The organism is Microlunatus panaciterrae, assembly GCF_016907535.1.
In the GTDB taxonomy this organism is placed as follows: Bacteria; Actinomycetota; Actinomycetes; order Propionibacteriales; family Propionibacteriaceae; genus Microlunatus; species Microlunatus panaciterrae.
In genome coordinates this window covers 2,937,571-2,950,907 of record NZ_JAFBCF010000001.1, presented here as the reverse complement: position 1 = coordinate 2,950,907, position 13,337 = coordinate 2,937,571, and the positions used below count along the sequence as shown (strand labels likewise).

At 69.8% G+C, this 13,337-nt stretch carries 10 protein-coding genes and 1 pseudogene; 2 read left to right on the top strand and 9 right to left on the bottom strand.

All coding sequences use genetic code 11. The annotated features are described in order from the left end of the window. Positions 1-39: 39 nt before the first annotated feature. A complete protein-coding gene (locus JOE57_RS13495; RefSeq protein WP_204918731.1) occupies positions 40-783 on the top strand; it encodes a TIGR03089 family protein in 744 nt (247 codons plus the stop codon). Positions 784-860: 77 nt separating this feature from the next. On the opposite strand, the gene JOE57_RS13490 is transcribed toward JOE57_RS13495, so the two are convergent. The 7 genes and pseudogenes from JOE57_RS13490 to iolC form a co-directional block, all read right to left on the bottom strand. Continuing rightward, positions 861-2,354, bottom strand: a complete 1,494-nt coding sequence (locus JOE57_RS13490) for a CoA-acylating methylmalonate-semialdehyde dehydrogenase (RefSeq protein WP_204920450.1) — start codon at positions 2,352-2,354, stop codon at positions 861-863. A 114-nt stretch (positions 2,355-2,468) separates the two neighbouring features. Beyond that, positions 2,469-3,524: a Gfo/Idh/MocA family protein gene (locus JOE57_RS13485; RefSeq protein ID WP_338041311.1), complete on the bottom strand. Its 1,056-nt coding sequence runs from the start codon at positions 3,522-3,524 to the stop codon at positions 2,469-2,471. Beyond that, positions 3,517-4,455 carry a TIM barrel protein gene (locus JOE57_RS13480; protein WP_204918729.1) on the bottom strand — a complete coding sequence of 313 codons (939 nt, stop codon included), beginning with the start codon at positions 4,453-4,455 and terminating at the stop codon, positions 3,517-3,519. Before JOE57_RS13480 ends, JOE57_RS13485 begins: the two co-directional genes overlap by 8 nt. Next, positions 4,452-6,407 carry a 3D-(3,5/4)-trihydroxycyclohexane-1,2-dione acylhydrolase (decyclizing) gene (iolD, locus tag JOE57_RS13475; RefSeq protein WP_204918727.1) on the bottom strand — a complete coding sequence of 652 codons (1,956 nt, stop codon included), beginning with the start codon at positions 6,405-6,407 and terminating at the stop codon, positions 4,452-4,454. Before iolD ends, JOE57_RS13480 begins: the two co-directional genes overlap by 4 nt. Beyond that, positions 6,407-7,300 (bottom strand): 5-deoxy-glucuronate isomerase, encoded by an 894-nt coding sequence (iolB, locus tag JOE57_RS13470; protein ID WP_204918725.1) that lies wholly within the window; start codon positions 7,298-7,300, stop codon positions 6,407-6,409. Before iolB ends, iolD begins: the two co-directional genes overlap by 1 nt. A 95-nt stretch (positions 7,301-7,395) precedes the next feature. Then, a pseudogene (locus JOE57_RS13465) lies at positions 7,396-8,286 on the bottom strand (Cgl0159 family (beta/alpha)8-fold protein); the annotation flags it as partial. Continuing rightward, the gene (gene iolC, locus JOE57_RS13460) at positions 8,283-9,341 is read right to left on the bottom strand and encodes a 5-dehydro-2-deoxygluconokinase (protein WP_204918723.1); all 1,059 of its coding nucleotides are present in this window, start codon (positions 9,339-9,341) and stop codon (positions 8,283-8,285) included. The gene iolC and the pseudogene JOE57_RS13465, both read right to left, overlap by 4 nt. Before the next feature lie 130 nt (positions 9,342-9,471). Between iolC and JOE57_RS13455 the strand changes: the two genes are divergently transcribed. Further along, positions 9,472-10,218, top strand: coding sequence for a GntR family transcriptional regulator (locus JOE57_RS13455; protein WP_204918721.1), 747 nt, complete (start codon positions 9,472-9,474; stop codon positions 10,216-10,218). A 53-nt stretch (positions 10,219-10,271) separates the two neighbouring features. On the opposite strand, the gene JOE57_RS13450 is transcribed toward JOE57_RS13455, so the two are convergent. Both JOE57_RS13450 and JOE57_RS13445 read right to left on the bottom strand, forming a co-directional pair. Continuing rightward, complete coding sequence (locus JOE57_RS13450) at positions 10,272-12,029, bottom strand: alpha/beta fold hydrolase (RefSeq protein WP_204918719.1); 1,758 nt, start codon at positions 12,027-12,029, stop codon at positions 10,272-10,274. A gap of 211 nt (positions 12,030-12,240) precedes the next feature. After that, positions 12,241-13,305 carry a glycosyltransferase family 2 protein gene (locus JOE57_RS13445; protein ID WP_239578943.1) on the bottom strand — a complete coding sequence of 355 codons (1,065 nt, stop codon included), beginning with the start codon at positions 13,303-13,305 and terminating at the stop codon, positions 12,241-12,243. Positions 13,306-13,337 lie beyond the last annotated feature (32 nt).

Sequence of the window (13,337 nt, the reverse complement as noted above, 5' to 3'; positions counted from 1 at the left end):
GCCTAGCCGGTGGGTCTGACAGGGCTAGGATCGAACGTCGTGGCGCGAACCTTCACTGATCACCTGCGAGCACGGGCCCGGACGGCCGGGCCCGACCCGCTGATCACCTACTACGACCTCGGCTCGGGCGAGCGCACCGAGCTGTCGGGCGTCTCGTTCCTCAACTGGGTCGATAAGACCTCCAACTGGTTGCTGGACGAGTACACCTTGGACCCCGGTGACGTGGTGCGGATGGCTCTGGCCGATGCTCACCCGGGCCACTGGGTCACGCTGATCTGGCACGCCGCCATCTGGCAGGTCGGCGCAACGGTCCTGATCGGCGACCCGGTGTCGATCGGGGCGCAGGGACCTGCCGCTGGCCCATCGATGACCGTGCTCGGCCCCGACTGGGCCTCGGCCGACCGCAGCGGTGCTGGCGCGTGGGTGGCGTGCGCCCTGCACCCGTTGGGCCTCGGTTTCGCCCAGCGCCTCCCCGACGATGTGGTCGACTACGCCCTGGAGGTGCGGACGCAGCCCGACCAACACGTCCCCGCACCGGTCCGACCGGACAGCCGGGCCTGGTTGCAGCAGGGCCGGCACCTGAGCCAGGCCGAGCTGGTTGTCGCCGCCTCGGGCGGCCCGCCCGCCCGTCGGCTGGTGCAGCCAACGGAGGCGTGGCAGGGCGCGCTGGAGGGACTGCTCAGGCCGGTGCTGACCGGCGGATCGGCGGTGATCGTGGTCGGTGCCGACGAGGCCGCCCCGGATCGGCTGGATCGCATCATCGAGACCGAACGGGTCGGCTGACCGTCCCCTGCCGCCAGCGGTCACGCTGTCCGGTCGGCCTGCCCTCAGTGGTTCGTGTCGTCAGTGGTTTTGGGTCCTCAGTGGTTTTGGGGGAAGCCGAGGTTGATACCGCCGTGGCTGGGATCGAGCCAGCGTGAGGTGATGACCTTGCCCCGGGTGAAGAAGTGCACGCCCTCGGTACCGTGCGCGTGGGTGTCGCCGAACAGCGAGGACTTCCAACCACCGAAGGAGAAGTAGGCCATCGGCACCGGGACCGGCACATTGATCCCGACCATGCCCACCTCGATCTCGTTCTGGAACCTGCGGGCCGCGCCGCCGTCGTTGGTGAAGATCGCAGTGCCGTTGCCGTACGGGTTCTCGTTGATCAGGCGGACAGCCTCCTCGTAACTGTCCACCCGGACCACTGAGAGCACCGGGCCGAAGATCTCGTCGGTGTAGATCGACATGTCGGTGCGGACCCGGTCGAACAGCGTCGGCCCGACGAAGAACCCGGAGCCGTCCGCATCCGGCTGCACCCGCCGACCGTCGACCACCAGCTCGGCTCCGGCCGCCTCGCCGGCGTCGATGTAGCCACTCACCCGGTCCCGGGCAGCGGCCGTCACCAGCGGACCCATGTCGCAGCCGCGGGTGCCGTCACCGGTCCGCAGCTTCCCGGTACGGTCCTTGATCTTGGAGACGAGCTCGTCGGCGATCGGCCCGACCGCCAGTACCGCTGAGATGGCCATGCACCGCTCCCCCGCCGATCCGTAGCCTGCGTTCACCGCCTGGTCGGCGGCGAGGTCGAGGTCGGCGTCCGGCAACACCACCATGTGGTTCTTCGCCCCGCCCAGTGCCTGCACCCGTTTGCCGTGGCTGGTGCCGGTCTCGTAGACGTAGCGGGCGATCGGTGTCGAGCCGACGAACGAGACCGACTTGATGCTCGGGTGGGTGAGCAATCCGTCGACGGCGGTCTTGTCACCGTTGAGCACGTTGAAGACTCCGTCTGGCAGGCCGGCCTCCTGCCAGAGCCGGGCCATCCACAGGGCGGCGGTCGGGACCTTCTCGCTGGGCTTCAGCACCACCGTGTTCCCGGCCGCGATCGCGATCGGGAAGAACCACATCGGCACCATTGCCGGGAAGTTGAACGGGCTGATGATCGCGACCGGGCCCAGCGGCTGCCGGACCGAGTGCACGTCGACGCCGGTGGACGCGTTCTCGGTGAACGACCCCTTCAGCAGATGGGCGATCCCACAGGCGAACTCGACCACCTCCTGGCCGCGGCTGACCTCGCCCAGAGCATCGGAGAGCACCTTGCCGTGCTCGGCGGTGATGATCGCCGCGAGCTCCTCCTTGCGCTCGTTGAGCAGCTCCCGGAACCTGAACATGATCATGGTGCGTCGGGTCAGCGACAGGTCCCGCCAACCGGGGAAGGCCGCTGCGGCAGCGCCGACCACGGCGTCGACGTCCTGGGTCGAGGCCAGCGGCAGATGCGCGGTCACCTCGCCGGTGGCGGGATTGGTGACGTCGGCGAAGGCGCCGCTGTCGCCGCTGAACGGTGCCCCGGCCTTCCAGTGGAACAGAGTGTCAGCCATGTCGTCCTCCAGTACCTTGATCATCTTGGGAGTCTCGATCGTTTCGCGGGTCTTGATCGTTCGGGGCGGTCTTGATAGTTGAGCAGGGCACCTCTTGCGGGTCGAGGGTGAGCCTCACGGCCGTCTGCCCATCGTGACGGTGACCCGCTCGCCGGTCCGGACGGCCTCGACGCCGGCCTCGCACACCGCCACAGCGGCATAGCCGTCCCAGGACCCTGGACCGTCGATGGTTCCCCGCCGGGCGGCGTTCACCCAGTGCTGCAGCTCACGGTCATAGGCCGCACCGAAACGCTCGATGAAACCCGGGGTGATCTCGCCACCCCATCGGCCGTCGGCGCCGGTCCGGACCACGTTGTGGTCGAGTCCGATGGTGGCACTGCCGAGCTCGCCGACAAGCTCGGTCCGCACCTCGTAGCCGACACCGGTACGGACGAAGATCTCGTCGGTCACCACCCGGCCCGACTCGGTCTCGAAGATCACCAGCATCGGGTCGTTGAAGCCCTCCGGCGCCCGGCGCGTCGCGGCACCCTTGATCACCTGGACGGTGGCGATCTCCTCCCCCAGCAGGAACCGTGCGACGTCGACCTCATGCACGACCGAGTCCCTGATCATCATCTCGGAGTCGAACGTCGCCGGAACGCCCGCGTTACGGTGCGTGCAGTGCAGCATCAGCGGGTTGCCGAGCTCGCCGCTGACCACCAGCTGGCGCAGCCGGACGTACTCGCTGTCGAACCGGCGCATGAAGCCCACCTGGATCAGCTGCCGCCCGAGCTCCGCCTCGGCCTGCACGATGCGGTAGGCCGAGTCGATGTCGGTGGTCAGCGGCTTCTCACACAGGACCGGCAGCTGCCGGGCCAGGCACGCCCGGACCTGCTCGTCGTGCGCGGGGCCCGGGCTGGCGATCAGCACGGCGTCCACGTCGGGAGCATCGATGGCCGCCAGCGGGTCGGCCTCGACCCGAGCGCCGGGCACGGACGCGGCGACCTGCTCGGCCCGGTCAGCGGCGTAGTCGTTGACCACGGTCACGCGGGCGCCGCGGACCCGGCTGCTCAGCCCCTCCACATGAAAGGCGCCCATCACGCCGACGCCGAGGACCGCGACCCGCAGCTCAGCACCGGCAGGGACGGCAGCGGCCGGCCTGGACTCGACCGCGGTGGAGGTCTCAGCCACGGCGGTCCGCCGCCTTCGGCGTGCCGATCTCCAGCGAGGCGCCACCGCACGACCGCAGATAGGTGTGGGTCCGTTGGGCGATCGGCAGCGGCACCTCCGGCGCGCAGGGGTAGAGGTCCTGCTCGACGATCGCGAAGATGTCCACGCCGAGCTGCTCCACGGCCTCGAGCACCGGCGGCATCTCCGGCAGCCCGTTCGGCGGCTCGATCATCACGCCCAGCCGGACGGCCTCGGGGAACGGCAGGTCCTCCGCCTCGACCCGGGCCACGATGGCAGGGTCCACCTGCTTGAGGTGCAGGTAGCCGATCCGCTCCGGGTACTTGCGGATCAGCTCCAGGTTGTCGCCGCCGTAGTAGGCCACGTGGCCGGTATCCAGACAGAGGTTGACGTAGGCGGGGTTGGTGGATTCCACGAACCGCTGGATGTCCTGCTGGTAGCCGATGTGGCTGTCGGCGTGGGAGTGGAACTGCACCTTCAGCCCATACTCGTCCAGGATCCGGCGGCCGAGCTCATCCATGCCACTGACCAGCCGCACCCACTGGTCCTCGGTCAGCTCGCGGCTCTCCTTGGGCGCACCGGTCTTGTGGTCGCGCCAGGTGTCGGGGATGACGACGATGTGCTTGCCGCCGACTGCCTGGGTCAGGGCAGCGACGTCGCTCACCTGCTTCCAGACGTCGTCCCACGAGTTCTCGTGATGCAGGTGCTCGAAGACGGTTCCGGCCGACACCTTGAGCCCGTGCGCGTCCAACTGTTCCTGGAGCTCGGCCGGGTCGGTCGGCAGGTAGCCGTACGGTCCGATCTCGATCCACTCGTAACCGGCCCGGGAGACCTCGTCGAAGAACCGGCTGGCCGGTGTCTGCTCCGGGTCGTCGGCAAACCAGACCCCCCACGAATCAGGGGCGGACCCGACACGGATGGTGGAAGTGCTCACGCTGTCTCTCCTGCTGGCTGTCGTTGGTGGATGGGGTCGGCTGACGCCTGAACGTCGGGCGCCAGGAACGATCGCTGGGTGGCCTTGTGCTGCTCGTAGACCCTTCGCGCCTGCTGGGTCGACTCCAGCGTCGAGGTCTCGCTGACCGGGACGTCCCACCAGGACTCCGAGTCGGGTGCGCTGACCAGCGGATCGGTCTCGACGTGGATGACAATGCTGTGCTCGGCCTGCTTGGCGGTTTTGATCGCGGCGGCGAGCTCGTCGGCGGAGCCGACTCTGACCACGTCCACGCCCAGGCTGGCGGCGTTGGCGGCCAGGTCGACCGGCAGCAGCTCACCGTCCAGCCGGCCGCTCGCCGACCGCTGCCGATAGCGGGTGCCGAACCGCTGCGAGCCGAGCGACTCCGACAACGACCCGATGGAGGCGAAGCCGTGGTTCTGCACCAGTACGCAGATGATCTTGAGCCCCTCCTGGACCGCGGTGACCAGCTCGGTCGCCATCATCAGGTAGGAGCCGTCGCCGACCAGGACGAAGACGTCCCGGTCCGGGCAGGCCAGCTTCACACCCAGCCCGCCGGCTACCTCGTAGCCCATGCAGGAGTAGCCGTACTCGACGTGGTAGCCCTTGGGGTCCCGGGTGCGCCACAGCTTGTGCAGGTCGCCAGGCATCGACCCGGCCGCGCAGACCACCACATCACGCGGGTCGGACAGCTCGTTGACCATCCCGATCACCTCGCCCTGGGTGAGCAGACCACCGGCGCCCGCGTTCGGTGTGGCGGGGCGGTAGGTGGCCTCCACGGCGGCCTCCCAGTCGGCTGCCAACCGGGCGATCCGGTCGGCGTACTCCGCAGCGACCCGATAGCCGGACAGCTCGCGGCCGAGGGCGTCCAACGCCTCCCGGGCGTCGGCGACGACGCTGACGCCGGAGTGCTTCACCGAGTCGATGGCGGCCACGTTGATGTTGACGAACCGGACTCCGGGGTGCTGGAAGGCGGTCCGGCTGGCCGTGGTGAAGTCGGAATACCGGGTGCCGATGCCGATCACCAGGTCGGCCTCGCGGGCGATCGCGTTGGCAGCGGTGGTGCCGGTTGACCCGATCGCACCGACGCACTGAGGGTGGTCGTACAGCAGCGACCCCTTGCCGGCCTGGCTCTGGCCGACCGGGATGCCGGTGGCCTCGACGAACCGGGCCAGGGCGTCGGTGGCACCGGAGTAGATGACGCCGCCCCCGGCGACCACCAGCGGCCGCTCGGCCTTCCGGATCAGCTCGACCGCCTGCTGCAGCGGACCGGCCTCCGGCAGTGGCCGGGCGACGTGCCAGGTCCGCTCCGCGAACAGCTCGGCGGGCCATTCGTGGGCCTGCGCCTGGACGTCCTGCGGCAGGCAGAGGGTCACCGCGCCGGTCTCGACCGGGTCCGTCAGCACCCGCATCGCCGACAGCAGCGCAGCCGGCAGCTGCTCCGGCCGCCAGATCCGGTCGAAGTACCTCGACACCGGCCGGAAGCAGTCATTGACGCTGAGGTCACCGGCCTGCGGGGCCTCCAGTTCCTGCAGCAGGGGTGAGGCGGCCCGGTCGGCGAAGGTGTCCGACGGGAGCAGCAGCACCGGCAGCCGGTTGATGGTGGCCAGCGCCGCCCCGGTGACCATGTTGGTGGCGCCCGGGCCGACGCTGCTGGTGACGGCATAGGTCTGCAGCCGGTCCTTCATCCGGGCGAAGCCGACGGCCGAGTGCACCATCGCCTGCTCATTGCGGCCCAGCACGTACGGCAACGCGTCCGGGTCCGTCAGCTCGGCCTGGAGCAGGGCCTGCCCGACGCCCGCGACGTTGCCGTGGCCGAAGATGCCGAAGCAGCCGGCGAACAGCCGCTGACGGACGCCGTCCCGTTCGGAGTACTGGCGGGACAGGAACAGGACCAGGGCCTGGGCTACGGTCAGGCGGACCGGTGCGGACATCAGTCGTTCTCCTTCTCGGCTGGGGTGTCGGCGAGCAGCCGGGGGTCCACCGGCTGGTCGGCCCAGCTGGCCCGAACCCAGGCGTGGTCAGGGTGGTCGGAGATGAGCCAGGCACGCTGCTCGGCCGGCCCGGCCATCACATTGAGGTAGTACATGTCGAAGCCGGGGGCCGCCATACACGGCCCATGCCACCCATAGGGAACCAGCACGGTGTCGCGGTCGTGCACCTCGGCCAGGATGTCGATCTCTCCGGCCGGCGAGGAGCTGGTGCGGTGGTAGCCGAAGCCGGGCTCAGCGTTCGGGCCGTCGGCGATCTCGAAATAGTAGATCTCCTCCAGCTCGGACTCGGTGGCGCTGGCCTGGTCATGCTTGTGGGCCGGATAGCTGGACCAGTTGCCACCGGGGGTGATCACCTCGCAGGCGATCACTGCGCCGGTGTCGAAGGCCTCGACGGTGCCGAAGTTGCGGACCTGGCGGCTGCACCGGCCGGCCCCTCTCAGCTCCACCGGCACCTCGGCCCGGGGTCCGTAGCGGAACGGCAGCCTGCTGCTGGTTCTGGCGCCGGCGAGGGCGAACCGGCCACCCTCGGCGCTCTGGAGCCGGACCGTCGAGTCGATCGGAAGGTAGGCGACGTCGGTCGGGCCCGCGAAGACGTTCGGCCGGCCGGCCAGCAGGAACGTCTCGGCGCCCAGGGTCACCTCGACCGAGCCCTGCAACGGCACCACGAACATCTCGTCCCGGTCGGTCTCGATCTCCCGACCACCGCCGACGGCCAGGGTCAGCACCCGCAGACTGGAGTACCCCCAGCCCGCCGACTCCGGTGTCACGACCAGGTCGAAGTCGGCGCTGGCGGCCGAGCCGGCGGCCAGCACCAGTCCGTCTGCCCTGCTCATGACTCCTCCTGGTCGGGTGATCCAGTGGGCCCGTGCGTGTCGGTGGGCGGCTCGGCGGCCGGCCTCTGCGGTGCGGCCGCGTGACCGGCCTGCCGGACCAGGCCCGCGGCCGTGTCGACAGCGGCGGCGACGTCGTCGTCCGCCGGGTAGAGCAGGCTGCGGCCGACCACCAGGCCACGCACGGACGGCAGCGCCAGCGCCGCGCGCCACTGGGCGTACGTCTCGTCGGGGGCGCCGTCAGGGTCCCCGCCGAGCAGCAGCGTCGGCAGCGTGGTGGCCTCCATCACCCGTTCCATCTGCGCCACGACGGGCAACTTCAGCCAGGTGTAGGCGCTCGAGGCGCCCAGCCCCTGGGCGATGTGCACGGATTTGACCACCGCCTCGGGGGTCAGGTCGTTGACCACCCGGCCGTCGACCCGGCGGGACAGGAAAGGCTCGACCAGGGCCACCAGCTCGGCACGGTTGAGCTCGGAAACGGCGCGGCCGCAGGCATCCAGGGTGGCCACCGTGGCCGGATCTGCGAGATCGATCCGGGCCAGCATCTTGGCCCCGTCGAAGCACGCCTCGATGGTGCCGCGGACGTCGTAACCGGTCATCCGGTCGTCCAGCTCGAAGACGGATCCGGCCAGCCCGCCCCGGTTCAGCGAGGCGAAGACGACCTTGTCCTCCAACGCCCCCAGCAGCAGCAGGTCCTCGGCGATGTCAGCGGTGGCGAGCAGCCCGTCCACGCCGGGCCTGGACAGGGCGGTCTGCAGCCGGGCCAGCAGATCGACCCGGCTGGCCATGGCGTCCGGTCGACCCGCCGCGGCCAGCGCGCCTCGGGCCGGATGGTCGCAGGCCACGATCATCAACCGGCCGTCGGCCGGGACCACCGGGCGGCGCTTGCGGGCCAGCAGCAGCTTCCGGATCCGCTGCGGCTCGGAGAACCTGATGTCGTTGAGCTCGGCGACGCTGGTGGCGAAGTCCACGGCCGCGAGGCCGGTCATGCGGCGCCGCCGTCCCTGAGCCCGAGTACGGCTCCGTGCGACCGGGACTCGGGCCGGCCCTGGTTGGGGTCCCCGCCGGCGAGCAGCAACTCGATCTCCGCCTGGGTCGGCATGGCGGTTGAGCACTCCAGTCGAGAGGCGACGATCGCCCCGGCCGCGTTGGCGTGGTGCAGCACCTTCTCCAGCGACCAGCCGGACAACAGCCCGTGGGCCAGCGAACCGCCGAAGCTGTCGCCGGCGCCGAGACCGTTGACCGGCGCGATCAGGATCGGCGGCGACTCGACGCGTTCGTCACGGGTCTTCGCCAGTACGCCCCGGGGCCCCTGCTTGACGATGGCCAGCTCGACGCCGGCGGCCAGCAGCGCGTCGGCGGCCCGTTCCGGGTCGGTCTCGCCGACCGCGACCTCGCACTCCTCGCGGTTCCCCACTGCCACCGTCACCTGTGCCAGGGCGTGCTGGATCTGTTCGGCAGCAGCGGCCGGTGAGTCCCAGAACATCGGCCGGTAGTCCAGGTCGAGCACAGTGAACGACTTTCGGTTCCTGGCCCCGAGAGCCGCGAAGTGCGCGGCCCGACTCGGCTCTTCGCTCAGCCCGGTGGTGGAGATCCAGAACAGGTCGGCAGCCCGAACGGCATCCAGGTCAAGGTCGGCCGGTCGGACCTGCAGGTCGGGCGCCGTGGGCCGACGGTAGAACCACAACGGGAAGTCGTCAGGTGGGAAGATCTCGCAGAAGGTGACCGGCGTCGGGTAGTCGGCGTTGACGACCACGTGGCGGTCGTCCACCCCGAGGTCGCGAAGCGCCCGCCGCACGAAGCGGCCGAACGGGTCGTCTCCGACGCCGGTGATGATGGCCGCCCGGCGTCCGAGCCGGGCCGCGGCCACCGCGACGTTGGCCGTCGTGCCACCGAGGAACTTGCCGAAGGTCTCGACATCCTCGAGGCCCACGCCGATCTGGTGCGGGTAGATGTCGACGCCGCTGCGACCGAAGGTCAGGACTTCTAGAGCGGGATGGCTGCCCACTGCTCTCCTAGGTGTGATCCGGGTGGAATTCCCCATCAACTCTGCTGCCGGCCATGAGACGACAGGCAACACGTTAGGACGAACCGGTGAGTTTGTCCAGATTTTGTCCAGACAAAATATCAATAGTTGCTCTAGTGGTGCGGTCAGCTCCCACTAGAGTTGTGACATGGATCGCACCGTACCCAAGGAGATCGACGTGGTGCTGGACCGCAGCAGTCCGGTCCCGCTCTATCATCAGCTCGCCCAGGCGATCGAGGCGGCGATCACCGACGGGCACCTGGTGCCGGGTGATCGGCTGGAGAATGAGCTCTCACTGACCAGCCGGCTGGGGCTGGCCCGGCCGACGGCGCGGCAGGCGATCCAGGAGCTGACCAGGAAGGGGCTGGTGGTCCGCAAGCGGGGGGTCGGGACTCAGGTCCTGCATCCGCGGATCAGCCGGGACACGAAGCTCAGCAGCCTCTTCGACGATCTGGTGAAGACGGGCAAGAAGCCGTCCACCCGGCTGCTGGAGTTCTCCGAGGACATCGACGAGGACGTGCTGGCCACCCTGTTGACGTCCGCTCCCGATGGCAGGTTCGTCAAGGTCCGCCGGCTCCGCAGCGCGGACGGCACTCCGATCGCGATCCTCACCAACTATCTCCCGGTCCGGTTCGAGCTGACCGCGAGCATCCTCGAGAACGCCGGTTTGTATGCGGCGCTGCGCAGCCGCGGCGTCAACCTTAGGGTGGCGCACCAGTCGGTCCGCGCCCGGCTGATGACTGAAGAGGAGGCGACGTTGCTGGACGAGACCGAGCCGGCCGCCTGCCTCACCGCCGAGCGCACCGTCTACGACGACGCAGGGCGGTTCGTCGAGATGGGCCACCACGTCTACCGGGCTTCGCACTACTCGCTGGAGATCTCGCTGGTCCCCTGAGCCGCGCTGAACCCGCGACTCGACCCGCGAGAGGCCGGCGCGGACCGGACCGGTCAGCCGCCCAGCGGGGTGATGCGGCCGACCGGCCGCAGGAGCCTCTGCACCGAGCCGCTGCCGTTGCCGGTGTCGTCGCGGAACGGCTGGATGTCGCCGACGCAGCGCTTGCCCCGGGCCGGCAGTCGGACCTTGAGCAGGAAGCTTTCCATCGCCGTCGTCACGCACGCGGAGGTTCCGTAGGCGGTGTGACCCCAGCTGTCGCTGGTCAGCAGCCGGCTGTTCGGCAGCAGCGCGGCCGCCTTGCGGGCGCCCGCGAAGTTGGTCGCCGGGTCCCACAGGTTGCCGACGACCAGCACTGGCCCGAGGGTGGCACGGTTGAACGGTCCGTGATAGCCGTCCTCGTCTCCTGCTGTCCAGGTGCGCCGGGCACACGGAGCCGATGACCAGATCCAGGCGCGACCGAAGTATTTGGCCCGCCGATCGGCGGCGTCGGCCGCTGCCGGCCAGGACTCGGCGCTGATCGGGTTGACCGAGTCGGTGCACAGCACCGTCGTGAACGCCTCCAGCGAGTTGTCGTACGGGAAGCCGAAGCGCGAGGTCAGGGTCCGACCCGGGTCGATCTGCCTGGGCTTGGCCTGTTGGCGTTGCCGGTCGAGGATCTTGACCAACCGCCGGGTGGCCGTGGCTCTGCGTTTCGCTGCGGCCTTCCGGACCGACGCGGCCTTCGCCGTCGCCGCCGGCGGCTCGGTCATGATGATCAACTGCGACAGCATGTCGCTGATGTAGGCGTAGCCCATCGGGTCGTACAGCATTCCGAGGACGGACGAGACCAGCTCGGCGTAGCCGAACCGGAACACCTCCCCGGTGAACGGATCGGTCTCCACCAGCGGCTTGCTTCTCAGCCGGCGGGCGATCAGGTCGAAGTTGGCCACCGGGTTGCCGGGGGCGAAGCTGCAGCGCGTCCCACCAGCCCGGTCGCAGCGCACCAGGATCTCGTGCAGCGCCTTGGTCGCGCCGTCGGCGGAGCGGATCCGGTCGGTCTCCGGCCGGTTCCGGGTGCTGCGGGTGCCCGCCCAGGCGACCGGGTCGACCACGCCGTCGATAGCCAGCGCGCGCACCCGGTCGGGGAACAGGTTGGCGTAGACCTGGCCAAGGTAGGTGCCGTAAGAGAAGCCGAGATAGGTCAGCCGCCTGTCGCCGACCGCCCTCCTGATCACGTCCATATCGCGGGCCACCTCGGCAGTGGACATCGAGGCCGAGAGCGGTCGGCCGGCGCTGGAGCAGGCGCGGCCCAGCCGCTTCGACCCGCGGATGAAGGCGTGCTCCTCGGCTGAGGTCACGGGGAATGGAATCGACAGGTCGGCCAGCACCGTCGCCTGCTTGCCGGCGTCGGGGAAACAGGCGACCTGGTCGCTGAAGTTGGTCCCCCGCGGGTCCATCCCCACAATGTCGAAGCGGTCCAGGATGTCGCTGCCCAGGAACGAAGGTGCGTTGTAGGCGAGCTCGGTGGCCGAACCACCGGGACCGCCGGGGTTGACGAAGAGGCTGCCGATCTTGTGCCGCTGGTCACGGGCCTTCACCCGCAGCAGGGCCACCTCGACCTTGGTCCCGTTGGGGTGGTCGTAGTCGCGGGGAAGCTTGACGATGGCGCACTGGGCATAGGAGTAGCAGGTGTACCAGCCCAAGCGCGGGGTCTTGACCGAGTCGACGCGTCTGGCCTCCACCTTCGAGGTCTTCGCCGATCCGGTCAGTGCGGTGGCGGTGGGCGCGGACAGCAGGGCCGACCCGGTCGCCAAGGTGAGCGCGGTCGCCACCGCGAGAGTGCGTAGAAGTCGTCGTGCTCGCCCTGATCGCTCGGACAAGCCTGATCCCCCAGACAACATTGATCCCCCAAACCCTGTGCGCGGCGATCCCTGGTCGATGTGCGCGCTATGCGCTCACAGTAGGGACCCCTGACGGCGGCCCGATAGTGCCGCCTGGACACAACTTGATCACGGCCTGGGTGGTCCCGGCGGGCAGACTCGTTCAGCCGGCGCGACGCGGTGGAGGCGGCCGGCGCAGCCCTTGCGGCAGGCCGACGAGGAAGCCCAGGCCCCAGGCGAAGTGCATGGCTGCATAGACCAGCGGCAGCCGCGCTCGGGCAGCCGGGCTCAGCGTGCGGCGGGCCGTGGCGGCGCCGAGTACGACCAGCACCAGGTAGCCCAGCGGCGCCAGCAGTCCCAGCCTCAGCCACGACCTGCCCAGCACCGTGCCGAGCAGACCGGCCAACGTACCGACGCCGACACCCACCACCATCACCGGAGGAGCCAGATAGCGGCTGCCCGCCGTCTCGGGATAGCGCCGGACCACCTCGCGACGCCACTTCCCGGTTTCGTAGAACTGCGAGACGAGAGCCTTCAGACTCGACCGCGGCCGGTAGGTGACCTTCAGCTCCGGCGAGAACCACACCGTCTCTCCGCCGCGTCGCAGCCGGTAGTTCAGCTCCCAGTCCTGCGCCCTGTGCATCGTCTCGTCGAAGCCGCCGACCCTGGTCAGCGCCTCCTTGCGGAAGACCCCGAGGAAGACCGTGTCGGCCGGGCCCTCCGGGCTGTCCTCGTGGTGGAAGGTCGAGCCGCCGAGCCCGAGCCGGCTGGTGTAGGCACAGGCGACCGCCTCTTCGAACGGGGACTGGCCCTGAGCGTCCATCACTCCCCCGACGTTGGCCGCGCCGGTCCGCCCCAGCAGCTGGACCGCCCGCTCGATGTAGCCGTCGGTGAGCTCGCCGTGCCCGTCGACCCGGACGATGATGTCGTGACTGGCCGCCGCGATGGCCAGGTTCAGGGCGTGCGGGGTCCGGCCGGCGGGGTTCTCGACCACCCGCAGCCGAGGGTCGGCTGCGGCCAGCCCGGCGGCGATCTCCGCGGTCCGGTCCGAGCTGGGGCCGACCGCCATGATCACCTCCAGCTCACCCGGGTAGTGCTGGTCGAGCACCCGACCGACGGCCGCGGCCAGGTGCCGTTCCTCGTTGAGAACCGGCATCACCACACTGACCGGCGGCATCGTCGTCGGAGAGTCAGAGCTCTCGGCGGGCCGCGAGGAGGTCGAGGTCATGGCCGACATTCTGCCCTGAGCCGGCTCTGGAG

Coding starts and splice junctions, on each gene's coding strand:
- JOE57_RS13490 (WP_204920450.1), bottom strand. CDS start 2,354: ATGGCTGACACTCTGTTCCACTGGAAGGCCGGGGCACCGTTCAGCGGC.
- iolD (WP_204918727.1), bottom strand. CDS start 6,407: ATGTCCGCACCGGTCCGCCTGACCGTAGCCCAGGCCCTGGTCCTGTTC.
- iolB (WP_204918725.1), bottom strand. CDS start 7,300: ATGAGCAGGGCAGACGGACTGGTGCTGGCCGCCGGCTCGGCCGCCAGC.
- iolC (WP_204918723.1), bottom strand. CDS start 9,341: ATGGGGAATTCCACCCGGATCACACCTAGGAGAGCAGTGGGCAGCCAT.
- JOE57_RS13455 (WP_204918721.1), top strand. CDS start 9,472: ATGGATCGCACCGTACCCAAGGAGATCGACGTGGTGCTGGACCGCAGC.
- JOE57_RS13445 (WP_239578943.1), bottom strand. CDS start 13,305: ATGACCTCGACCTCCTCGCGGCCCGCCGAGAGCTCTGACTCTCCGACG.